Annotated in this window: 27 protein-coding genes; 20 read left to right on the forward strand and 7 right to left on the reverse strand. The window is 31.1% G+C overall.

Annotated elements, in window-relative coordinates:
- Nucleotides 1-6 precede the first annotated feature (6 nt).
- From gatB to dinB, 5 genes are all read left to right on the forward strand, one after another.
- Nucleotides 7-1,434 (forward strand): Asp-tRNA(Asn)/Glu-tRNA(Gln) amidotransferase subunit GatB, encoded by a 1,428-nt coding sequence (gatB, locus tag KA926_RS09135; protein ID WP_064264255.1) that lies wholly within the window; start codon nt 7-9, stop codon nt 1,432-1,434.
- 446 nt (nt 1,435-1,880) lie between these two features.
- Nucleotides 1,881-2,798, forward strand: a complete 918-nt coding sequence (locus tag KA926_RS09140; RefSeq protein ID WP_064264257.1) for a diacylglycerol kinase — start codon at nt 1,881-1,883, stop codon at nt 2,796-2,798.
- A 138-nt stretch (nt 2,799-2,936) separates the two neighbouring features.
- Nucleotides 2,937-4,298: a 23S rRNA (uracil(1939)-C(5))-methyltransferase RlmD gene (gene rlmD, locus KA926_RS09145; RefSeq protein ID WP_119535561.1), complete on the forward strand. Its 1,362-nt coding sequence runs from the start codon at nt 2,937-2,939 to the stop codon at nt 4,296-4,298.
- Nucleotides 4,299-4,503: 205 nt separating this feature from the next.
- Nucleotides 4,504-5,058 (forward strand): DUF3267 domain-containing protein, encoded by a 555-nt coding sequence (locus KA926_RS09150; protein WP_119535562.1) that lies wholly within the window; start codon nt 4,504-4,506, stop codon nt 5,056-5,058.
- Nucleotides 5,059-5,256: 198 nt separating this feature from the next.
- Nucleotides 5,257-6,327: a DNA polymerase IV gene (dinB, locus tag KA926_RS09155; RefSeq protein ID WP_064264263.1), complete on the forward strand. Its 1,071-nt coding sequence runs from the start codon at nt 5,257-5,259 to the stop codon at nt 6,325-6,327.
- Nucleotides 6,328-6,365: 38 nt separating this feature from the next.
- Here the strand turns inward: dinB and KA926_RS09160 are convergent, their stop codons facing one another.
- Together KA926_RS09160 and KA926_RS09165 are read right to left on the reverse strand one after the other, a co-directional pair.
- Nucleotides 6,366-6,920, reverse strand: coding sequence for a 3'-5' exonuclease (locus tag KA926_RS09160; protein WP_107384522.1), 555 nt, complete (start codon nt 6,918-6,920; stop codon nt 6,366-6,368).
- A gap of 203 nt (nt 6,921-7,123) precedes the next feature.
- Nucleotides 7,124-7,630 carry a ferritin gene (locus tag KA926_RS09165; protein WP_119535563.1) on the reverse strand — a complete coding sequence of 169 codons (507 nt, stop codon included), beginning with the start codon at nt 7,628-7,630 and terminating at the stop codon, nt 7,124-7,126.
- A gap of 169 nt (nt 7,631-7,799) precedes the next feature.
- Between KA926_RS09165 and murT the strand changes: the two genes are divergently transcribed.
- Complete coding sequence (gene murT, locus KA926_RS09170; protein ID WP_210144169.1) at nt 7,800-9,119, forward strand: lipid II isoglutaminyl synthase subunit MurT; 1,320 nt, start codon at nt 7,800-7,802, stop codon at nt 9,117-9,119.
- Nucleotides 9,116-9,838 (forward strand): lipid II isoglutaminyl synthase subunit GatD, encoded by a 723-nt coding sequence (gene gatD / locus KA926_RS09175; RefSeq protein ID WP_064264271.1) that lies wholly within the window; start codon nt 9,116-9,118, stop codon nt 9,836-9,838. The genes murT and gatD overlap by 4 nt, the downstream gene beginning before the upstream one ends.
- 92 nt (nt 9,839-9,930) lie before the next feature.
- Here gatD and KA926_RS09180 read toward each other — a convergent pair whose 3' ends face one another.
- Nucleotides 9,931-10,917 (reverse strand): FUSC family protein, encoded by a 987-nt coding sequence (locus tag KA926_RS09180; RefSeq protein ID WP_064264273.1) that lies wholly within the window; start codon nt 10,915-10,917, stop codon nt 9,931-9,933.
- Between the two features lie 176 nt (nt 10,918-11,093).
- Here KA926_RS09180 and map point away from each other — a divergent pair, with 176 nt between their 5' ends.
- The 5 genes from map to vraR all read left to right on the forward strand — a co-directional run bounded on the left by map (nt 11,094) and on the right by vraR (nt 14,714).
- Nucleotides 11,094-11,846 carry a type I methionyl aminopeptidase gene (map, locus tag KA926_RS09185; protein WP_064264275.1) on the forward strand — a complete coding sequence of 251 codons (753 nt, stop codon included), beginning with the start codon at nt 11,094-11,096 and terminating at the stop codon, nt 11,844-11,846.
- A gap of 104 nt (nt 11,847-11,950) precedes the next feature.
- Nucleotides 11,951-12,337 carry a hypothetical protein gene (locus tag KA926_RS09190; RefSeq protein ID WP_019469613.1) on the forward strand — a complete coding sequence of 129 codons (387 nt, stop codon included), beginning with the start codon at nt 11,951-11,953 and terminating at the stop codon, nt 12,335-12,337.
- A 16-nt stretch (nt 12,338-12,353) separates the two neighbouring features.
- Entirely contained in the window at nt 12,354-13,055 is a 702-nt protein-coding gene (gene vraT, locus KA926_RS09195; RefSeq protein ID WP_019469614.1) for a cell wall-active antibiotics response protein VraT, read from the forward strand.
- Nucleotides 13,052-14,095 (forward strand): sensor histidine kinase VraS, encoded by a 1,044-nt coding sequence (vraS, locus tag KA926_RS09200; RefSeq protein WP_119536047.1) that lies wholly within the window; start codon nt 13,052-13,054, stop codon nt 14,093-14,095. Before vraT ends, vraS begins: the two co-directional genes overlap by 4 nt.
- Nucleotides 14,085-14,714 carry a response regulator transcription factor VraR gene (gene vraR / locus KA926_RS09205; RefSeq protein WP_019469616.1) on the forward strand — a complete coding sequence of 210 codons (630 nt, stop codon included), beginning with the start codon at nt 14,085-14,087 and terminating at the stop codon, nt 14,712-14,714. The genes vraS and vraR overlap by 11 nt, the downstream gene beginning before the upstream one ends.
- An 87-nt stretch (nt 14,715-14,801) precedes the next feature.
- On the opposite strand, the gene KA926_RS09210 is transcribed toward vraR, so the two are convergent.
- From KA926_RS09210 to KA926_RS09220, 3 genes are all read right to left on the reverse strand, one after another.
- Nucleotides 14,802-15,881 carry a YihY/virulence factor BrkB family protein gene (locus KA926_RS09210; protein ID WP_107521367.1) on the reverse strand — a complete coding sequence of 360 codons (1,080 nt, stop codon included), beginning with the start codon at nt 15,879-15,881 and terminating at the stop codon, nt 14,802-14,804.
- 310 nt (nt 15,882-16,191) lie between these two features.
- Complete coding sequence (locus KA926_RS09215; protein ID WP_019469618.1) at nt 16,192-16,476, reverse strand: YtxH domain-containing protein; 285 nt, start codon at nt 16,474-16,476, stop codon at nt 16,192-16,194.
- Between the two features lie 7 nt (nt 16,477-16,483).
- The gene (locus KA926_RS09220; protein ID WP_064264281.1) at nt 16,484-16,948 is read right to left on the reverse strand and encodes a low molecular weight protein-tyrosine-phosphatase; all 465 of its coding nucleotides are present in this window, start codon (nt 16,946-16,948) and stop codon (nt 16,484-16,486) included.
- Between the two features lie 132 nt (nt 16,949-17,080).
- Between KA926_RS09220 and KA926_RS09225 the strand changes: the two genes are divergently transcribed.
- The 3 genes from KA926_RS09225 to KA926_RS09235 all read left to right on the forward strand — a co-directional run bounded on the left by KA926_RS09225 (nt 17,081) and on the right by KA926_RS09235 (nt 19,216).
- A complete protein-coding gene (locus KA926_RS09225) occupies nt 17,081-17,284 on the forward strand; it encodes a DUF1128 family protein (RefSeq protein ID WP_064264282.1) in 204 nt (67 codons plus the stop codon).
- A 14-nt stretch (nt 17,285-17,298) separates the two neighbouring features.
- On the forward strand, nt 17,299-18,537 hold the full coding sequence (locus KA926_RS09230) for an aminopeptidase (protein WP_119536008.1): 1,239 nt from the start codon (nt 17,299-17,301) through the stop codon (nt 18,535-18,537).
- A 157-nt stretch (nt 18,538-18,694) separates the two neighbouring features.
- Nucleotides 18,695-19,216: an acyl-CoA thioesterase gene (locus KA926_RS09235; RefSeq protein ID WP_064264286.1), complete on the forward strand. Its 522-nt coding sequence runs from the start codon at nt 18,695-18,697 to the stop codon at nt 19,214-19,216.
- Between the two features lie 121 nt (nt 19,217-19,337).
- On the opposite strand, the gene yfkAB is transcribed toward KA926_RS09235, so the two are convergent.
- Nucleotides 19,338-20,498: a radical SAM/CxCxxxxC motif protein YfkAB gene (gene yfkAB, locus KA926_RS09240; RefSeq protein WP_107386308.1), complete on the reverse strand. Its 1,161-nt coding sequence runs from the start codon at nt 20,496-20,498 to the stop codon at nt 19,338-19,340.
- Between the two features lie 176 nt (nt 20,499-20,674).
- Here yfkAB and KA926_RS09245 point away from each other — a divergent pair, with 176 nt between their 5' ends.
- From KA926_RS09245 to KA926_RS09265, 5 genes are all read left to right on the forward strand, one after another.
- Nucleotides 20,675-20,845: an SE1561 family protein gene (locus KA926_RS09245; protein WP_019469624.1), complete on the forward strand. Its 171-nt coding sequence runs from the start codon at nt 20,675-20,677 to the stop codon at nt 20,843-20,845.
- Nucleotides 20,846-20,934: 89 nt separating this feature from the next.
- On the forward strand, nt 20,935-21,453 hold the full coding sequence (locus KA926_RS09250; RefSeq protein ID WP_107384530.1) for a type 1 glutamine amidotransferase domain-containing protein: 519 nt from the start codon (nt 20,935-20,937) through the stop codon (nt 21,451-21,453).
- Nucleotides 21,454-21,762: 309 nt separating this feature from the next.
- A complete protein-coding gene (gene sgtB / locus KA926_RS09255) occupies nt 21,763-22,575 on the forward strand; it encodes a monofunctional peptidoglycan glycosyltransferase SgtB (RefSeq protein WP_064264292.1) in 813 nt (270 codons plus the stop codon).
- Nucleotides 22,576-22,932: 357 nt separating this feature from the next.
- Nucleotides 22,933-23,751 (forward strand): recombination regulator RecX, encoded by an 819-nt coding sequence (recX, locus tag KA926_RS09260; protein WP_210144171.1) that lies wholly within the window; start codon nt 22,933-22,935, stop codon nt 23,749-23,751.
- Nucleotides 23,729-24,043, forward strand: coding sequence for a YfhH family protein (locus KA926_RS09265; protein ID WP_119535908.1), 315 nt, complete (start codon nt 23,729-23,731; stop codon nt 24,041-24,043). Before recX ends, KA926_RS09265 begins: the two co-directional genes overlap by 23 nt.
- The last annotated feature ends 9 nt before the right edge of the window (nt 24,044-24,052 follow it).

Here is a 24,052-nt window from a genome sequence, read left to right on the forward strand (position 1 = left end):
GAAATCATGCATTTTGAAACAGTTATTGGACTAGAGGTCCATGTTGAGTTAAAAACAGAATCTAAAATGTTTTCTCCATCGCCAGCACATTTTGGAGCGAAACCTAACTCAAACACAAACGTAATTGATTTGGCTTACCCTGGAGTACTACCAGTTGTCAACAGACGTGCCGTTGATTGGGCGATGAGAGCGTCAATGGCATTAAATATGGATATTGCAACAGAATCAAAATTTGATCGAAAAAACTATTTCTATCCAGATAATCCTAAAGCATATCAAATTTCACAATTTGATCAGCCAATAGGTGAAAATGGTTATATTGATATTGAAGTAGATGGTGAAACAAAACGCATAGGTATCACACGCTTACACATGGAAGAAGATGCTGGTAAATCAACACATAAAGATGGTTATTCATTAGTTGACTTAAATAGACAAGGTACACCATTGATTGAAATTGTGTCTGAGCCAGATATTCGTTCACCACAAGAAGCATATGCATACTTAGAAAAATTACGTTCAATTATTCAATATACTGGTGTTTCAGATTGTAAAATGGAAGAAGGTTCACTGCGTTGTGATGCCAATATTTCATTACGTCCATATGGTCAAGCAGAGTTCGGAACAAAAGCAGAACTGAAAAATCTAAACTCATTTACTTATGTACGTAAAGGGTTAGAATATGAAGAAAAACGTCAAGAAGAAGAATTGTTGAATGGTGGAGAAATCTTACAAGAAACAAGACGATTTGATGAATCTACGGGTAAAACAATTCTTATGCGTGTGAAAGAAGGATCAGACGATTACCGTTACTTCCCAGAACCAGATATCGTACCTTTATATGTTGACGATGAATGGAAAGAACGCGTACGTCAAACAATTCCTGAATTACCAGATGAAAGAAAAGAAAAATACGTGAATCAATTTGGTTTACCAGCATATGATGCACACGTGATTACATTAACAAAAGAAATGTCTGATTTCTTTGAAGGTGCCGTAGCAGAAGGTGCTGATGTAAAATTAACTTCCAACTGGTTAATGGGTGGCGTTAACGAGTACTTGAATAAACATCAAATAGAATTATTAGATACAAAACTCACACCACAAAATCTTGCTGGTATGATTAAATTAATTGAAGATGGCACAATGAGCAGTAAAATCGCTAAAAAAGTTTTCCCAGAACTAGCTGAAAATGGTGGAGATGCAAAACAAATTATGGAAGATAAAGGTTTAGTTCAAATCTCTGACGAAGCGACACTTCTTAAATTTGTAAATGAAGCATTAGACAATAATCCACAATCAGTTGAAGACTATCAAAATGGTAAGGGTAAAGCAATGGGCTTCTTAGTTGGTCAAATTATGAAAGCTTCAAAAGGTCAAGCTAACCCACAATTAGTGAATCAACTATTAAAACAAGAATTAGATAAAAGATAACAAAATCATTTGCATTTTGAACAGTTATAATCTAATTAATGAGTAACCGAGAAATAAACAGCTTGGATAAAGTATTAAACGTCAATTTCTATAACAAAATAGGAATTGACGTTTTTTTATAAAACTTTAAGCGCACATTGAACTACTACTTTTTAATGTAATTTTATAAATTGCTGAATTCAATGAAATAATATGTGTGAAATATTATAAGAACGAACGATATATCAGGCAAGCATTATTCACAGTCAAAATCTTAAATTTAAAATATAAGAGCGCTAATTTAAATTATGGATAGTGCCATGTTTTGATAATAGGAATGGAAGTTTCAATTTCTTTAATATTAAGTAGTATATTATATTTTCTTTTTGAAAATAGCCTAAATGCTTTTATCATTTAACTAAATCATTTAATATATATACTGAGTATAAAAAGTTGAGGGATAAAATATGAGAAAACGAGCTAGAATCATTTATAACCCAACATCTGGTAAAGAATTGTTTAAACGAACATTGCCAGATGTGTTAATAAAATTAGAAAAGGCCGGTTTTGAAACGAGTGCCTATGCAACTGAAAAAATTGGTGATGCAACAACTGAAGCTAAACGTTGTTTAACTCAAGACTATGATGTTTTAATAGCTGCAGGGGGCGATGGGACGCTCAATGAAGTCATCAATGGTATAGCAGAACATCCAAATAGACCTAAAATTGGAATCATCCCAATGGGAACTGTAAATGATTTTGGGCGTGCATTGCATTTACCCAATGATATTATGAGTGCGATTGATGTGATTATAGAAGGCCATTCAACGCGCGTTGATATTGGAAAAATGAATAGTAGATATTTTATTAATTTAGCTGCAGGGGGACAATTAACACAGGTATCTTATGAAACACCAAGTAGATTGAAATCAATTGTTGGTCCTTTTGCATATTATATTAAAGGATTTGAAATGTTACCTCAGATGAAAGCTGTTGACATACGTATCGAATATGATGATGAGGTTTTTCAGGGAGAGGCGCTCTTATTTTTATTAGGTTTGACCAACTCTATGGCAGGATTTGAAAAATTAGTGCCTGATGCCAAATTAGATGATGGTTATTTCACCTTGATTATAGTGGAAAAAGCGAATTTAGCAGAGTTAGGGCATATTATGACCCTTGCTTCAAGAGGTGAGCATATTAAACATCCTAAAGTGCATTATAAAAAAGCAAAATCAATCAATATCTCTTCATTTATAGATATGCAATTAAATGTGGACGGTGAATATGGTGGTAAATTGCCCGGAAATTTCTTGAATTTAAAACAGCATATTGAAGTTTATACACCAAGTGACATTAAAAATGAGGAACTAGTTGAGCAATAACAAATATAATATTAAAATAAATCGTAATCGTGAACTAGTTTAAATAAATGAGTTAAAATGAATCTTCAAAAACGTTAATAGACAACGAGGTTAGGTAAAGATACAAATAGCCTAACCTCTTTTATATGGGGTGATAATATGAGCATATTACAAAAAAATGAAATCTTAGAAGGACACGTAATTGATTTAACACATGAAGGACACGGCGTTGTAAAGTTAGATCGGTATCCTGTGTTTATTCCTAATACTTTAATAGATGAAACGATTAAATTTAAAGTGATTAAAGTAAAAAAGAATTTTGCAATAGGTAAATTAATAGAAATTAAAGAACAAAGTAAAGAACGTGTTGAGCCACCATGTGTATATTATTACAAATGCGGAGGCTGTCAATTACAACATATGACATACCAAGCTCAATTGAATATGAAAAAAGAACAAGTAATTAATTTGTTTCATCGAAAAGCAGATTTTAAAGATACGATTATTAATGACACAGTTGGTATGGAAAATCCTTGGTATTATCGAAATAAATCACAAATACCTGTTGGAAAGAATAAAGACGGAGAGATTATCTCAGGTTTTTATAGACAAAGAAGTCACGATATTATAGATATGGAAAGTTGTTTAATTCAAGACCAATTGCATCAAGAAGTTATGAATCAACTTAAAGTTTGGTTTAACGAATTGAATATTAGCGTTTATAATGAACATAAAAAACAAGGGCTTATGAGGCACGTTGTCATTCGTACTGGACACCATACAAGAGAGTTAATGGTGATATTTGTGACCAATGGCAAGAAATTTAAACAGAGTGATTTACTTGTGCAAAAATTAGTTAAAGCATTTCCTGAAATTACAAGTATAAAGCATAATGTCAATAATACACATTCAAATGTAATATTAGGAGCGGAATCTAATACTTTATATGGTAAGACAACAATCAATGATAAATTATCAGACGTTACCTTCAAAATAAGTGATCAATCTTTTTATCAAATTAATTCGATACAAACTGAAAAATTGTATCAACTTGCGATTGAATACGCAAACTTAAAGCAGGATGATGTTGTCTTGGATACTTACTGTGGTATCGGAACGATAGGTTTATATATGGCACCAAAAGCGAAACATGTTTATGGCGTAGAAGTTGTGTCAGAAGCCATTGAAGATGCTAAACAAAATGCGACTATAAACCAATTTGAAAATACTACTTTTGTCTGTGGTAAGGCAGAAGAGGTTATATTAAAATGGAAATCACAAGGAATTAAACCAGATGTAGTGATGGTTGATCCGCCTAGAAAAGGCTGTGACGAAACATTTTTAAAAACATTATTAGAATTAAACCCAAGAAAAATTGTCTATATTTCATGTAATCCTTCAACACAACAACGTGATGCGCAATATTTAGCACAACATTACAAACTAACGAAGATTACACCAGTAGATATGTTTCCTCATACAACACATGTTGAAACGGTTGCTCAATTTAATCGTATATAAAACGTAGGTTAATAGATAAGCATGATTTAATAAACATTGTGTAAAGTTAATTAACTTATTGTTTGCTCAGTGTTGCAGTTTATTTCAATGTAAGAAGATTTGTTAAAATTCAATTACAAGTCATTAACTTTGTTCAATAGCTCTTTCTAAGTGATTAAAATCATTGTATACTCTAGGTAATAACAAAGCATTTGGAGGGTTGCTAATGTTTAAAATTGAGTTGTTTTCTAATAAAAAGTTATTAGAAGGATTCTTACTATTCCAATTAACAATAGTAATGATCAGTATATTGTTATCATATAAATTTGCTTATTTATTTGCTTCGGTTATAGAGCAAAATATCTTATTTAATTTATTGTATGGTATTTTAGGTTTTACTATTGTTTATTTCTTACATGAATTGATTCATAACTTAATGTTTCGCATCTTATCAAAAGGTCGAAAACCTATTTATAGAGTTAAATATGGTTTGATAAAGTCACATATGCCACAAGTTTATTTCAAAAAATGGCAATATAGCTTAATTATGTTAGCCCCTTTAATTATTATATCACCCATTTTATTTATCATATTTTTTATTACGCCTTACTCATCTATCATATTTATTACAAGTTTTCATATTGGATATTGTGTTGTGGATTTGTATTTACTTTCAGGTGTGTTAAATGAGAAAGTGGAAGTCATAGAAGATACTGAGGATGGTATTAAATATTATACAAAAAACCCTTCAATTGAATTGCAAACTGAACCAAAACCATAATAATTAATTAATCTGAGTTAGTAATACTGCTAAATACATAATTATCATTATAGATGATATCGTATTTAAGAAGCGGATAGCTAACTCTTTTTTGTTTGTTTTACTATCATGAGCATATATTATGTAACAAAATCATTTAGATTGTAAGATAAATATCAATAATATAATTATATAAGTTTAAAAAGGGAGGTGTGTGCATTGACAGAAAGAAGAATCATTCATATAGATATGGATTATTTCTTTGCTCAAGTAGAAATAAGGGATAATCCAAGTTTAAAAGGGAAACCAGTTATCGTCGGTGGAAAAGCGAGTGGTAGAGGCGTGGTGTCAACAGCTTCTTATGAAGCAAGAAAATATGGTGTTCATTCTGCAATGCCCACCGCACAAGCACATAAATTATGTCCGAATGGTTTTTATGTATCTCCTAGATTTGAAGCTTATAAGGAAGCCTCAAACACAATTATGAATATTTTTAAAAGTTACACTGAAATCGTTGAACCATTGTCATTGGATGAAGCATATTTAGACATTACGCATTTAGTCCGTCCTGATTTACCAGCGTCTATGATTGCGCAATATATTCGTAGAGATATTTACGAAGCTACCCAATTAACGTCCTCTGCGGGTGTCTCTTATAATAAATTTTTAGCAAAATTAGCGAGCGGTATGAATAAGCCTAACGGTCTAACTATTATTGATTATAAAAATGTACATGAAATATTAATGGGCTTAGATATTGGTGATTTTCCAGGAGTAGGTAAAGCTTCTAAAGAAAAAATGCATGAGCATAAAATTTATAATGGCCAAGATTTATATAACCAAAGTGAGCGTGAATTAATTCGTCTTTTTGGAAAACGCGGTTATGGATTGTACAATAAGGCGAGAGGTATAGATAATAATGAAGTAAAAGCCACAAGAATTAGAAAGTCAGTTGGCACAGAACGCACCTTTGCAACAGATGTTAATGATGATGATCAAATTCTTCAAAAAATTTGGGAGTTAAGTCATAAAACAGCTGAACGCTTAGCCAGAATTCAAAAATCTGGCAAAACTGTCACTGTTAAAATTAAAACTTTTAAATTTGAAACTTTGTCAAAACAAAGAAGTTTGAGAGATCCGATTAGAAATGAGACGGATATTTATAACATTGCTTATAGTTTATATACTGAACTAAAAGATTCAGAAACACCAATTAGATTGGTGGGCGTTACAGTAGGTAACTTAGAAAAAGCGACATATGAAAACATGACAATTTATGATTATATATAAACGAAATATCATGGAAATAATTACTGATTTTGAATAAATTAATCTTTATCTTTTAACTGCTTACCAAATATTGTTAATATACTATTCAAATCATCATAGTGTTTTAATAATCGAAATGTAATCATTGCACATGCTTTAGCATCATTTAAAGCATCGTGATGACCGTGAAAATCTAGATTGTAATAATGCATCATATGATTCAACCCATAACGATGATTATTTATTGTCTTTCTTGATAGTTGTAGTGAACAAAAATAAGTGATTGTTGGTGTGTCTTGACCAATTTGCTTAATGCTGTCATACAAAACATTCATATCAAATGCAGCATTATGAGCAACTACTGGTAATCCATCAATGAATTGCATCATATATGGATATACTGATGCAAATGTCGGCGCATCTTTTACATCATTTGGATTAATACCATGTACGGCAATGTTTTGTTTTGAAAAATAGTCATTTGGATTAACCAGTGTATAAAAAGATTCTGTGATTTGATGATTGATAACTTTGACCATTCCCACTGAACATATACTCGTTCTTTTTCCGTTTGCAGTTTCAAAATCTAAAGCAATATAAGCATTAGCTGTCATCAAGCAAGAACCCTTTCTCTTATAGAATATGTTATGACTTTATATAATTCTCTTTTCGAAGTCAAGCGAGTAAAACTCAATTAAGCATAATAGATGATCAACAGTCCTTTCCTACTAGCAAAATACTTAAAAAGCATGCCAATCATGTTGGCATGCTTCTGTATATTCATCATTAATTTTAAAAATTTGTTAGCGTATTAACGCTATGCTTCATCTTCATTAAATGAACGTGCAGCTAATTCTTTCTCATATAAATATAAAGTGTTACTGTCGTCACCGATACGGTTTAAATAATCAATATGTGTATCAAACATTGATTCTTCTTCGACTTGTTCATCTAGGAACCAATTTAAAAATGAAATTGTGGCATAATCTTTATCTTTATTAGCTAGGTCAGATAAATTGTAAAATCTGCGTGTTACATCTTGTTCTTGGACTAAGCCATCTTCAAAGGTTTCTAAGATACTTGTGAATTCAGATTTAGGTGCTGGTATTGAATTAAATATTGCTTGTTCACCACGATCATTGATATAATCATAAATTTTCTTACCATGAAATCTTTCTTCTTTTGCCTGCTGGATATAGAAATTAGCAAAGCCTTCGTAGGACTTACTATCACAATACGCAGCCATTGCCATATAAGCATGTGCAGCAAAATACTCGTGGTTCATTTGTTCATTTAATGCATCTAATAATTCTTTATTCAACATAAGTAATAGCCTCCATGTATCATTTTTCATTAGTATAGCAAACTTATTCTCATTCGTAAATAATAATTATTCTAATCTAAAGAATGTGAAAGATATTTGCATTGAGAATTGTTTGGAATACAACTTAATCGTGTTATAATATTTGAGTGAATAGTAGAGGAGGAAGTAGATGAGACAATGGACTGCAACACGTCTAGCGAGACTGGCAAGACAAGTAAGTCGTACTGTTGGGAAAAAGGGAACAGACTTACCAGGTCAAGTCGCTAGAAAAGTGGATAAAAATATTTTAAGAGAATTAGCATCTCATGTAGATGAGATTGTATTTATAAGTGGTACAAATGGGAAGACGACTACATCAAATTTAATAGGTCATACTTTGAAAGAGAATCAAATAGAAATCATACATAATAATGAAGGTGCCAATATGGCTGCTGGTATTACATCAGCCTTTATTTTGCAAATTAAAAAAAACACTAAAATCGCAGTTATTGAAATTGATGAAGGTTCAATACCAAGAGTACTTAATGAAGTTACGCCTACGATGATGGTGGTTACTAATTTCTTCCGTGATCAAATGGATCGATTTGGGGAAATCGATATTATGGTAAATAATATTGCAAAAGCAATTGATAATAAAGGGATAAAATTATTGTTAAATGCTGATGATCCATTTGTCAGTAGATTAAAGATAGCGAGTGACACTGTTAATTATTATGGAATGAAAAAGCACGCGCATGATTTTGAACAAAGTTCTATGAATGAAAGTAGATATTGTCCTAATTGTGGTCGCTTATTACATTATGATTATATTCATTATAATCAATTAGGCCATTATTATTGTGAATGTGGCTTTAAACGAGAAAATACAAAATATGAAGTAGCTCAATTTGATTTAACACCTTTTATAAATTTAAATGTTGGTACTACAACATTTAATATGAAAATTGCAGGCGATTTTAATGCATATAATGCAATTGCTGCTTATACCGTGCTCAGAGAACTTGGATTAAATGATGCGTCAATTCGAAAAGGGTTTGAAACTTATACTTCTGATAATGGCAGAATTCAGTATTTTAAAAAGGGTACGAAAGAAGCAATGATCAATCTAGCTAAGAACCCTGCAGGTATGAATGCAAGTCTCTCAGTTGGTGATCGGATAGAGGGGAACAAAGTTTACGTCATCAGTTTAAATGATCATGCTGCAGATGGACGTGATACATCTTGGATTTATGATGCTGACTTTGAAAAATTAGCGAATCAACAGATAGAAGCTATAATAGTTACAGGTACACGAGCAGAAGAGCTACAATTGAGATTAAAGCTCGCAGAGATAAATGTACCAGTTATTTTAGAAAATGATATCTATAAAGCTACTGCGAAAACAATGGAATATACTAATAGTTTTACTGTAGCAATACCTAACTATACTTCACTTGCCCCTATGTTAAAACAATTGAATCACTCTTTTGAGGAGGATAACGTAAAATGAATGAGTTAACGGTCTATCACTTTATGCCTGATAAATTAAATTTGTACAGTGATATAGGTAATATCATTGCACTTAAACAACGTGCAAAACGCCGTAATATCACTTTAAAAGTTGTAGATATTAATCAGACGGAAAATGTTACTTTTGATGAATGTGATATCTTCTTTATTGGTGGGGGTAGTGACAGAGAACAAGCATTAGCAACATTAGAATTGAGTAAAATAAAAAGTAAGTTAAAAGCTGCTATTGAAGATGGTTTGCCTGGTCTAACTGTATGTGGTGGTTACCAGTTTTTAGGACGTAAATACATTACACCAGATGGCACAGAACTAGACGGTTTAAATATTTTAGATTTTTATACAGAATCTAAAAAAAATCGTTTAACAGGAGATATTGTTATTGAAAGTAATACTTTTGGTACAATTGTAGGATTTGAAAACCATGGGGGCCGTACTTATCATAATTACGGTACTTTAGGTGAAGTTACTCATGGATTTGGTAATAATGATGACGATGCTAAAGAAGGCATTCATTACAAGAATCTACTAGGTACTTATTTACACGGACCGATACTACCTAAAAATCATGAAATTACAGATTATCTATTAGAAAAAGCATGCGAACGTAAAGGTCTTGTATTTGAACCGAAAGAATTAGACAATTCAGAGGAAGAAGCAGCTAAGAAAGTAATTGTTGAGCGCGTTGCTCAACAAAAATAGTAAAGATTTAACTAGTATGAATAAATAAATCACAGCCTAGGACATTTTGTCCTAGGCTGTTTTGTTGATGTAACAATAGTTAATAGATCAATTTAAGCAAACCGATTATTTAAAATTCTATAAATTAATAGTATTTCATAGACAATATGACTTTTTAATTGATTTTTATCAAACTCATCTAAACCTTTGACGGTGGATTTAAGTAACGACGCTGATTTTGGATGACGCTCAAAATGTCCAGTTCTATGTATGTTATTTATACTCTCAGCAATATTTAGGATGGCAAGTTGCTCATCTTTAGTAAAAGTAACTTGTGTGTCTTTTGGTAAAAAAACTAAGTTAGATAAGTGAGTTATAAATAAGCGATTTGTATGTGTACGCGTAGTTAAAGACTTTAAACGAATCCATTCTGAATTGTGGTGTTTGTGATAACTGAGCTCATCTTTTTGATAAGAAAGTAACGTCTCGACTTTTTGGTTTAAATTTAATAATGTGGTTAATTGTTGATTGGTCGTTCCATTATAAAATTTACCAATAACCAGTTGACGCATACGCTTATGAAATAATGCGTACATTTTTGCTTCAGTTTGATTAATAGCATCATCCAATTGATCATAATATTTGGGAGGTAAGACAATAAAGTTTACTAATCCCGCTGTAACTAATCCAATGATAGCCGTTAATAATCTGGAGAAGAAATTAAAGTAATAAGCATCATGTATGCCAGGAATCATAGCCATTGCAGTTAAAGTTGCTACAGTTGTACCTACTTGTAAATTTAATTTTGTACAAAGAATAATGGTGAATGTTGCACTAAATGCGTAGGCAAAAGCAGATTGATCGCCGAAAATAAAAGTAAATATAACGGCAAATAACGCACCAATAATTGTTGCAGGAAGTCTTCTATAACCTTTTATTAACGATGCCTTAGCGGTTGGTTCAATTGTGACAATAGCTGTTAATATAGCAAAAATTGGATTTAAGTTTAAGGCTAAACAAAAAAGAGCAGTTAAAAAGGTAGCTAAACCTGTTTTCAGAGTTCGTGCACCAACAATATTTTTATACCAAGAATCATTCATATTAAAACTCCTATAAAAATAAACGTTTAATGATTTAACCAGAATTGTAAAAGTGGTTATGTCATTATTTGGTTAAAATGTTAAACTATATATGATAAAAATTTTCTAATTTATTATATCAAAAAAAGTCTGCTATAATAAGAAAGAATATAATTTACAAAAAGGAACGGGATAAAATGATTGTAAAAACAGAAGAAGAATTAACAGCACTAAAAGATATTGGATATATCTGCGCACTAGTTAGAGACAAAATGCAAGAAGCTACTACACCTGGCATCACTACTAAAGAACTTGATGATATCGCAAAAGATTTATTTGAAGAACACGGTGCTATCTCAGCACCAATTCATGATGAAAACTTTCCAGGTCAAACTTGTATCAGCGTTAACGAAGAAGTGGCACATGGTATTCCTGGAAAACGAAAAATTCGTGAAGGTGACTTAGTAAATATTGATGTTTCTGCATTGAAAAATGGGTATTATGCTGACACTGGCATTTCATTTGTAGTTGGTGAAGCGGATAATCCATTGAAACAAAAAGTTTGTGATGTTGCTTTAGAAGCATTTGAAGCAGCTATGACAAAAATCAAACCTGGTGCAAAGCTGAGCCAAATTGGTAAAGCAGTTCACGCAACTGCACGTAAAAATGATTTGACAGTAATTAAAAATTTAACAGGTCATGGTGTTGGTCAGTCATTACATGAATCTCCAAGCCATGTTATGAATTATTATGATCCAAAAGATAAAACTTTGCTTAAAGAAGGTACTGTAATTGCTGTTGAGCCATTTATTTCTTCAAAAGCTACATTTGTCACAGAAGGTAAGAATGAATGGGCATTTGAAACTCAAGATAAAAGCTTTGTTGCACAAATTGAACATACGGTTATAGTAACAAAAGAAGGACCAGTTTTAACTACTAAAATAGATTAGAATAAGTTTCGGTCTAAAGTCCTAATATAAGATGGTTCCGGAGCCTATACTAATGGTTCCGGAAATTTTTTATAATAGAATCTAATCAATCATGAGGTGATTCTATGAATTATATTACGACTTATCTAGAAAAAATGACTAAACAAACTTTTTATTCAAGTTTAATTGAATATAGACAATATCTTGATAAAAAATTAAGAAGCATAGAAATGTACATAAATTATCTATTTGAAAGAAAAACTTATGTAGCTAGATTAATAGATCATTTAACATTATCTTTAGAAAATAAATATATCGACATTTTAGATGAATCTGATATTGAATGTGCACAAGAGATTGAGCATTATGATATAGAAAAAATTAAAAATGATTTGAATGAAATGGAAGCAGACTACGCACGTATTGTAGCCGATTTATCACAACAGGCAAAGGAAAAAGTGAATGTTGAAACAGAATGTGATTTAATCGAACAAATTAGTTTAGTCGCTTGAAGAAAGGTGGCGAAACATGACTCATAAATATATATCAACTGAAATGTTGATTGTGTTTACAGCATTAATGATAATAGCTAATTTCTACTATATTTTCTTTGAAAAAATAGGTTTTATTTTTGTATTATTATTAGGCTGCATATTGGTTTATGTAGGATATTTATATTTTCATAAAATACGAGGGTTATTAGCGTTTTGGATAGGGGTATTACTTATAGCTTTTACTTTACTATCCAATAAATACACAATTATCATATTATTTATATTTTTAATTGTGTTAATTGTGAGATATATATTTTATAGGTTCAAACCTTTGAAAATTATTGCGACAGAAGAGGCAGTAGAATCTCCAGAATTTATTAAGCAAAAGTGGTTTGGTGAACAACGTACACCTATTTATGTTTATAAATGGGAAGATTTACAAATACAGCATGGTATTGGTGATATTCATATAGATATGTCTAAAGCTGCTAATATTAGAGAACATAATACTGTAGTGATAAGACATTTTTTAGGTAAAGTGCAAATTATTGTGCCTTTAAACTACAATATAAAATTACATTTTTCAGCACTTTATGGTAATGCATATGTTAATGAAACATCATATAAAGTTGAAAACAATAATATTAAAGTTGTTGAAGAAACAAAAGAAGATAATTATGCTGTTAATGTCTATTTGTCAACATTTATAGGAGATGTTGAGGTGATTTATAAATGAATCACTACATAAGAGCAATAGGGTCAATGTTGATATTAGTTTATAGTACATTTTTCGCTATGTTTTTTATAGATAAAGTTTTTGTGAATATTATATATTTTCAAGGCATGATTTATACGCAAATCTTTGGAATACCAGTTTTACTATTTATTAACTTATTAGTTATATTACTTTGCATCATTGTTGGCTCAGTATTAGCTTATAAAATCAATCAACAAAATCATTGGTTACAAGACCAAATTGAGCGTTCTATAGAAGGTCAGACAGTAGGTATCAATGACCAAAATATAGAATTATATAATGAAACAATTGAATTATATCAAACGCTTGTACCGCTCAATCAAGAAGTTCATAGATTGCGTTTAAAAACACAAAATTTAACGAATGAATCATATAATATGAACGATGTGAAAGTTAAAAAAATAATTGAAGATGAAAGACAAAGACTGGCTCGAGAGTTACATGATTCCGTAAGCCAGCAATTGTTTGCAGCAAGCATGATGCTCTCTGCCATTAAAGAAACTGATTTGAAAGCGCCTTTAGATCAACAAATTCCAGTATTGGAAAAAATGATTCAAGATTCACAGCTAGAAATGCGTGCCTTGCTATTACATTTAAGACCAATTGGCTTGAAAGATAAATCACTTGGCCAAGGTATCAAAGATTTAGTGGTTGATTTGCAGAAAAAAGTGCCTATGAAAGTTGTACATGATATTGAAGAATTCGACGTACCTAAAGGTATAGAAGATCATTTATTTAGAATTACACAAGAAGCAATTTCAAATACATTAAGACATTCAAAAGGGACAAAAGTTACAATTGAATTGTTTAATAGAGAAGAATATTTATTATTACGTATACAAGATGATGGTAAAGGCTTTAACGTAGATGATAAGGTAGAACAAAGCTATGGGTTAAAAAATATGCGCGAACGAGCACTTGAAATTGGCGCAACGTTTCATATAGTATCACTGCCAGATTCAGGAACACGAATTGAAGTCAAAGCCCCATTAAATAAGGAGGATTCATATGCCAATTAAAGTATTATTTGTTGATGATCATGAAATGGTCAGAATTGGTATTTCTAGTTATTTATCTACTCAACCAGATATAGAAGTAGTCGGAGAAGGGCAATCAGGGAAAGATGCAATTGAAAAAGCACATGAACTAAAACCTGATTTAATTTTAATGGACTTACTGATGGATGATATGGATGGTGTAGAAGCTACAGAACAAATTAAGAAAGATTTGCCACACATTAAAGTCGTTATGCTAACTAGTTATATTGAAGATAATGAAGTGTACCGTGCACTAGATTCTGGCGTAGATAGCTATATTTTAAAAACAACAAGTGCCAGTGATATCGCTGAAGCGATACGCAAAACATATCGTGATGAATCTGTATTTGAAGCAGAAGTGTTGGTTAAGATGAGAAATCGTATGAAACAACGCGCTGAATTGTATGAGATGTTAACTGAGCGTGAAATGGAAATATTATTATTGATTGCAAAAGGGTACTCAAACCAAGAAATTGCCAGTGCTTCACATATTACAATCAAAACAGTTAAAACACATGTGAGTAACGTATTGAGCAAATTAGAAGTACAAGATAGAACTCAAGCTGTAATCTATGCATTTCAACATAATTTAATACAATAATAAAAGCTAAAACCTAAGCAGAGATACAATAATGTGTGCCTAGGTTTTAGCTTTTTTAAATTTATATTCGAAGAAAGATTCTGTCGCTTAATCTACTCCGTTATTTTTTTCTTCTTCAATTTGATCAATTGTAATTTCTTCTGGTGTTTTACCTGCAACTACTTTTCTTTGATGCATAATTGCATTGATTTCAGCACCAATAATGATGATAAAACCAGTGATATAAAGCCATAACATTAATATAATAATACCGGCAATACTACCATATGTTTTAGAATAATTAGCAAAGTTTGAAATATAAATACCAAATAAATAAGAGCCGCCTAAAAATACGATAGTTGCAAAAATAGCTCCGGGTATAACTGAAAGCATTTTAATTTTAACATTTGGTGCTAACGTATAAAGTACTATAAATGCTATAAGTACTACAATAACAGGTAGTGCAAATCTAACTAAATTGAAAATCCATTTAACTTGATCACCTAAGCCTAAAGGTCCAAATAGCAATGACCCGATTTGTTCACCAAATGTAGGCAGTACAATTGCTAGTGGTAAGACAATAATTAATGCCAGTGTAAACACTACACTTAATAATTTAGAAACAATAAAATTTCTGCTATCTTCTACGTCATAAGCCACATTAAAAGAATTCATCAAGGCGGTCATACCATTAGAAGCAGACCATAACGCTAAGATTAACCCTACAGATAAAATACCGCCACTTGCATTGCCCATAATATCGCCAATAATAGATGATACTTGTGGTGCGTAATCTGGTGGCACATGTTCCTTAATCATGCTTCTAATCGAGCTTTGTTTAATACCGAGGTACGGCACAATAGATAACAAGAAAAGTAACATAGGAAATAGTGATAACATAAAATAATAGGATAGTTGTGCTGATAATCCTGATGCATCGTCTTTTCCTATTCTATATACTAAATAAGAGAAAAAATTTGAATCTTTAGTATATTTTGCAGGCTTATTGATACGTGATACAAAAAATTCTTGATTGTCTTTTTTTGGCGATTTCGATTTAAATTCATTTGGTGTTATGTATATACGATCACGTTCAATTTGTTCGTTCTTATCTTTTTTGTTCTTTTGATCTTCCATTTCTTTAGTTTCATTCAGAAAATTAGAAGATGTTTTTTCATTTTTAGACATATCAAATCTCCTTATGTATTGATATTTTACGTATACAGTTTAATATACTGTAAAATGCATTAAAGGTAAATATGTGTTGCCATATTCTTTTGAAATAAAGTAACTTTTGAAAAATAAAATATCTTATAACAAATCAAAAATAAAGGAGGGTAGGAAAGAAATCAAAACTTATAAAGTAGATTTCCAATTCCCACCCCCGCTTGGATGACTAAGTTATATTATGCGTAAGTCATCTATGACGCTACACTTCAAACTATCATTATGAAGTGACTAAACGTTTTTTATATTCATTAGTCACGATATTATTTATTTAATTTTTCAAGCGATTATTTTTACGTTCAACAAATGTGTCTTTTGCATCTTTTAAGGAACGCTCTAACTCTGGATTATTGCGTCTAATTTCTTCTATTGCATCTTTCCAATATGAGACTTCATCTTTTATATTAGAAATTGCTGAAGGTTTTTGTGAACGATTACCTTCTTTAATATCTTTAATTGATTGTTTTAATGATTGGCGTGTAGATTTGTCAGCAAGTGTTGCTGCGCCTCCTATTACAGCACCTAATAATATACCTGGAATTAATTTGTTTTGCATGATGTTGTTACCCCTCTCTTAAATTAGCATCTTTAATAATGAAATCAATTAAATTATCACAAGATGATTGTACCATTTTATACACGCCTTCGAAATTATTTGTGTAATAAGGATCTGGTACATCAGTTTCTGTCATATCACTGAATTCTAACAATTTAAATAATTTTCCTTTAATATTTGGATTAATATTTTGAATATCATCAACGTTGCTTTGATCCATAGCAATAATATAATCAAAGTCGTCGTTAGATTCAAATAGTTCACTAATCATACCATTAAATGGAATATTGTGTTCAGATAATATTTTTTGTGTCCCTTCATGAGGTGATTGTCCAAGATTCCATTTACCTGTACCTCTTGAAGTGACTTCTATACCATCGATACTTCTATCTTTTAACCTTTGTCGCATTATAGCTTCTGCCATAGGTGAGCGACAAATATTTCCAAGACAAACAAAAGCAACTGTAATCATATATTGACCTCCAAATTATATAATCCTATTTCCCATTTTAATGGTTTATTAATCATTTCTAAAGAGGAATTGTGATAAAAGTTTTACAAGGTTAGCAAATTTGATAAAATAAAGTAAAAAGAGGTGAGAGTAGTGACTAAAAATAATGAAGAAATGATTGAAGAAATTCGTGATCGTTTAAATCTAGTGAATCAAAGTTTAATCGATCCCGAAAAATATAAATCTGCTGATGAACAAGAAGTAAAAGAGGTATATGATTATGTAACGTCCAAAGCCTCATTTACGCCAAGTGAAGCTTCGGCAATTGCAGATGCACTTGGACAAATTCGTAAATAAGGGAGAGTTTAAATATGGGGCAATTACAACATAAATTGAAACAGTACGCTGAATTATTAGCTGGCATTGGCATGAACATACAAGAAGGTCAACCAGTATTTATCCGTTCAAGCGTAGATGCTTTAGAATTAACGCATTACATAGTTGAAGCAGCATATAAAAGAGGTGCTTCAGATGTGAAAGTAGAGTATAGTGATGATCGCTTAGCACGACTTAAATTTGAAAATGAAACAGTTGATCATTTTGAAAATAATGAAGTTAAAGCTTACGAAGTTGCTAAACGTATGGATTATGTTAACCGTGGTGCAGCTAATCTCGCACTAATTACTCAGGATCCAGATCTATTAAATGGTATAGATAGTGATAAATTAGCCACTTTCCAAAGACAATACGCTACAGCATATAAAGGTTATATGGAAGCAAGTCAGAAAAATCAATTCCCTTGGTGTGTAGCTGCCTTTCCGTCTAAAGCTTGGGCAGCACGTGTATATCCAGAATTAACTGTAGAAGAAGCATATGAAAAATTTATTGATGAAGTGCTAGATATTGTACGTGTAGACGGAAACGATCCAGTGACAAATTGGGAAAAGCATATTGCTAATTTAAGTAAGCATGCAGATAAACTACAACGTAAAAACTATAAGTCATTACATTATATCTCTGAAGGAACTGATTTGGAAATTGGTCTTCCAGAAGGTCATATTTGGGAAGATGCAACAAGTTATACAGATGAAGGTCAAGCATTTGTTGCTAATATCCCAACAGAAGAAGTATTCACAGCACCGCATCGTTTGAAAGTGAATGGATATGTGACCAATAAATTGCCATTAAGCCATAACGGTAATATTATTGATGGTTTTACACTTACGTTTAAAGATGGTGAGGTAGTAGATTTTAAAGCTGAACAAGGTGAAGAAGTGCTACGTGATTTATTAAATACAGACGAAGGTGCCAAACATTTAGGTGAGGTTGCTTTAGTACCAGATGATTCACCAATTTCAAATCGTAACACAATTTTTTACAACACTTTATTTGATGAAAATGCCTCATGTCATATTGCATTAGGTTCAGCTTATGGTTTTAATATTGAGGGTGGCACAACAATGACTACTGAAGAAAAATTAGCACATGGATTAAATGATTCACTGATTCATGTCGACTTTATGATTGGTAGTTCTGATTTAACGATTTATGGTATCACTACAAGTGGTGAGCAAGAACTGATTTTTGAAAATGGTAATTGGGCTAACTAATCATTTGAAAATGTAGAAAAATTTGATCATGATATACTTATTTCAACTATAGTCATCATTATCGGGGTGGGACGACGAAATCTTTTTAATAAAATTAGATTTCTGTCCCACTCCTAATTTATATTTGTTTAAGTTTAAAAAAGGGAAGGAATATATTATGGGAACTACAAAAATGAAATCGATGTCTGAATCTAGAAGTGTTAAAGCAAGACAAGTATTTCCACAAGATACTAATCATCATCATACGATGTTCGGCGGAATGTTGATGGCTAACATTGATGAAATAGCAGCTATTACAGCAATGAAGCATAGTAACACACAAGTTGTTACAGCATCTACAGACTCTGTTGATTTTTTAAAGCCAATCAAAACCGGGGATATAGTGTCATATGAAGCAATGGTGTCATATGCAGGTACATCATCAATGGAAGTATGCGTACAAATTACAATTGAGGATGTTTTGAAAGATGAAAGGCACCTAGCAGCACTAAGTTTTTTGACATTTGTTGCCCTGGATAATGATGGCAAGCCAACACATGTGCCACAAGTGTATCCAGAAACAAAAACTGAAAACTGGTTTCACGAAACAGCATTAGCGAGGGTTAAACGCCGTAAAGAAAGAAGACAAGAAAGTAAAGAAACAATTGAGTTTTTAGCCAGTGTGCAACATATAGAATAAAGTTAGGGAATGTCTATTCCGAATATGGTGATTGAAATCCTGGTTTTGATTATGGATATTCATCATATTCGAAAAATAGACATTCCCTTGTTAATTGAAACTTTAAGCTCAGTAGATACGATTAATGCATAGGATACAAGCGATGCATATCTATTTCATTTTGTTTGAAATTTGTATCAGGGTAATACATATTTTTTACTAGAACATTTGGTCCTAAGCAATTAAATTTAGGACAATGGCAGTTAAGTGATTGTGCTAAAGGTGTCTTTAACCATGCATTAAAAACATCCGTGAGTTTATCATTTTTAATATTTGATAAAGCGCCATTTTCATCACCAAAATCAGTCACTATAATGTTTCCAGAAAACACATTCACGTTTAACCTATTTCTACCATCTGGGTCATTTCGCATCGTAATATTTTTGGAATTTCTTAATCTATGTAACAATGCTTGATCATCTTCATTGGTTATACATGGGTAAATAGGCAATGTTCCAAAAAGCATCCATATATCTGGGTGTCGAATATCTAATAAATGATGAATTGCTTCTTTTATTTCAGTTAATGATAGCACTTCTAATTGACTAGCAAAGTCAGAAGGATACATCGGATGAATTTCATGTCTTTGACATTTCATATCATTAACAATTTCATTATGTATTTTATTCAAATAGGGCCTTGTACTTTTGTTTAACATTGTTTCAGCAGAAATGAACATACCTTGTTCAGAAAGTGTTCGAGCGTTTGATAACATTTGATCATAAAGTCGTAATTTCGCTTTCAGTGGTGGTTGTTTTTCCATTGCTCCAAATCCAACTTCTGTAAATTCATCAATTGTTCCCCAATTATGTGAAATATGCATTACATCAATATATTCAGCAATATCTAAATATCTGTCGATAGGTAACGTTAAGTTTGAATTCATTTGAACATAAATTCCGCGATCATATGCGTATTTCAATAGTGGTTTCACAACATTTTTAATGGATTTCTTTGAAAACATAGGTTCACCACCAGTGATGGACATCGTTTTTAAATTTGGGATTTCATCCAAACGGCGATAAATTAAGTCCATTGGCAAAGGGGAAGGGTCTGCAGTTTGAAGAGTGTATCCTACCGCGCAATGACTACAGCGCATATTGCATAGATTTGTCGTGGTGAATTCAATGTTACTCAAAGTTAATGCATTATGTTCTTGAATATCATTATAGGTTTCCCATGGATCATTAAATATAGAAATAGGTTTTTTAATACTAGACAATAAAGATTTTTGATATGTCATTTTAAACATCCTTTTATTAAAGCTTGGTTTAGGTTTAAATATATGAAATGGTTAAACATATAGAAATTATTCTAATTTAGTTAAATTATTTCAGTTTATAATTATTAAGACTTTGGCAAAATTTGTCAAATCCATGTTAGTATAATAATATCTGAAAAAAAGGAGTTACTAATACAATGGATGACAATCAAACAATAGATCAAATAAAAAAGAGACTAGAAAAATTTATGAATGATATCGATCATGTAAACCCTAACGAAGTTAAAGTAGAAGACATAGATGAATGGATTGGTTTATTAGATCAATTAGAAGAAAAAGTTAAATCAGTTTCGAAATCATCAGATTAAATTTCGGGGTATTAAAATTTTTTATGTTTAAAAAACGCTAGTTTCGTCTATACAGAGTATATAACATAAATATGGAAAGGTGATAATTCATGGCTAAAAAAGTAGCAATTATTGTAACTAATGAATTTGAAGATGTAGAATTAACAAGTCCTAAAGAAGCAATTGAAGAAGCTGGACACGAAACTGTTGTTATTGGTGATGAAGCCAATAGTGAAGTTGTTGGGAAACATGGTGAAAAAGTTTCTGTGGACGTAAGTATTGCTGATGCAAAACCAGAAGATTATGATGGATTATTAATTCCAGGTGGTTTCTCACCTGATCATCTACGTGGTGATTCTGAAGGCAGATACGGTACATTTGCTAAATACTTTACCAAAAATGATGTTCCAACGTTTGCAATTTGCCATGGACCACAAATTTTAATAGATACTGATGACTTAGCAGGTAGAACATTAACTGCAGTATTAAATGTTCGTAAAGATTTAGCGAATGCAGGTGCACAAGTAGTTGATGAATCAGTAGTCGTTGATAATAATATTGTAACTAGTCGTACACCTGATGATTTAGATGACTTTAATAAAGCAATTGTAGATCAATTAAACGCTTAAGGAATTAAACGCTAATTGAATCATTGATATTTTAAAAAAAGAGGTTGTCTCTATTTTTGATGAATTTACTTTTATGATACAAAAGTGGTTCATTATAAAATAGAGGCAACTTCTTTTTGCTTGTTATAGAAATTTTAAAATTTAAAGCGAGATTTGGAAATAGATTTGGTTAAATCGCTTATTATAATGCCTTGATAGGAGATACATATACACCCTTGGACTGATTTTTATGATTTACTATAGATAAAAATTCCAACTATTGATAAACTCACTTATAATGATATGAGAGCAATATAAAGGAGCTACCGCATGAAAAGAAGCGATCGTTATAAGCAAACAACTAAAAAATCTCAAACCGATACTGTAAACGAACCTCAATATAATACTTATTTTCAACCAGTAACAAAATCACAAAAACGTAAAAAAGGAAAAGGGCTTTTCTTTAAACTACTTATTCCAATTATAATTGTTTTAGGTATATTTATTGCTATAATGTATGCTTTGAGTACTCGTGCAGATGTTGATGAATTAAAAAAAATAGAAAATAAAGAATCGTTTGTATCTGTGTCAAACATGCCAGATTATACTAAAGGTGCATTTATAGCTATGGAAGATGAGCGTTATTATAAGCATCATGGATTTGATATAAAGGGAACATCACGAGCACTATTTTCAACATTAAGTGATAAAAGTGTACAAGGTGGAAGTACAATCACACAGCAGGTAGTGAAAAATTATTTTTATGATAACGAACAATCAATCACGCGTAAAGTTAAGGAATTATTTGTAGCTCATCGTGTTGAAAAATCATATAGTAAAGATGAAATACTCAGCTTTTATATGAATAACATTTATTACGGTAGTGATAATTACTCAGTAGAATCAGCTGCAAATTATTACTTCGGGGTGACGACAGATAAAAATAATCAGGAGTTACCACAAATTTCAGTTTTGCAAAGTGCGATTTTAGCAAGTAAAATTAATGCACCTAGTGTTTATAATATCGATGATATGTCCGATAATTTTATAAATCGAGTAAAAATTGATTTAGAAAAAATGAAACAACAAGAATTTATTACAGATGAGCAATACAAAAATGCATTATTAGAATTAGGTGTATGATTAAAGTTATATCACTAAGTATCAATAGTTGTATAAAATGAGTCGCCAATGACAAACTCCTTTCCAAGAAGTCATGTGAAAAATGATTACTTGGAGGGAGTTTTTAATATCATTAAAAATTTTAAAAGATATAATATATGTTAACTGCAATTGAGGTTAGGAGAATTTTTAAGTATGTAAAGCACTATAAAATATATCGATATATGCAGATTAGGTATGCTATTTCGTGAAAGGATTATGCTACAAACCATGTTATAATTTGTACATAATCATAGTGAAGTTGTAGTTTGCAAATAAAAATCACTATAATTCCATTCATAATCAATATAAGTTATTCTTATAAGTGGAGTGAAGATAATGCCGAAAATCACAAAAATAGAAGTTCAAAAAAATAATAAAGACCGTTTTAATCTATATTTAGATGATGAATTTGAGATGGGTATTGATATTGATACTTTTGTATATTTCAACCTTAAAAAAGGACAAATCGTTGAAGCATCAGATATGGAAAAAATTCAAAATTATGAGCAATATAGACAAGCAATTAATATAGCGATTCAATATTTATCATACAGAAAAAGAACTGATCACGAAGTATCACAACATCTGGCAAAAAAAGATATTTCAGAAAGTGTTATTGCAAATGTATTAGATTATTGCCATAAACAAAATTTAATAGATCATAAAGATTATGCTAATAGTTTAAAAAATACGATGATTTTAACTACAGATAAAGGGCCTGAAATTTTCAAACAAAAACTACGTGAAGCTGGTATAGAACAAAATATCATTGAAGAATATGCGCTTTTATATGATGATGAGCAACCTTTAGATAAGGTCATAAAATTAGCAAATAAAATATTGAAACAAAAAAAGGGACCACAAATAAAGCGTAAAGAAAAGCTGAAACAATCTTTAATGCAAAAAGGTTACACATTTGAAACGATTAATATCGTTATGGAAGAGTTAGATTTTTCACAATCAGAAGAAACATTAGATATGTTATTGCAAGATGATTTAGAAAAAGCGTATATTAAAACTTCAAAAAAATATACAGGTAGAAAATTGGTCAATAAAACAATTGAAACACTTATGAGAAAAGGTTATCAATATGATAAAATAAAAGCTAAACTAGAAGAGAGTGGTATTGAAGATGGAACAGAAGAAATTGAGTGAAATGAGCGAAATAGAATTACGTCATGAAATTCAAGGATATAAAGAACAAATGCGCAAAGCAGAAATGAATGGCATTTATAATGAGTATGACGTATATGCAAGTAAAGCAATCATAGCGGAAAGTTATTTAGTAGATAGAAATAAAGTAGAACTTGGAAAAATTTATAAATTAAATGATGGTACTGGAAGTTATTTTAAAGTAGAGCGACTTAAAGGAATATTTGCGTGGGGATTCAGAATCAATAGTTCAGAGCCAGAAGAAGGTTTACCCTTAGCATTATTAAAACTGTAGAAGGATGAA

Origin of the sequence: Staphylococcus sp. GDY8P94P (assembly GCF_017892255.1) — a bacterium.
GTDB classification, from domain to species: domain Bacteria; phylum Bacillota; class Bacilli; order Staphylococcales; family Staphylococcaceae; genus Staphylococcus; species Staphylococcus cohnii.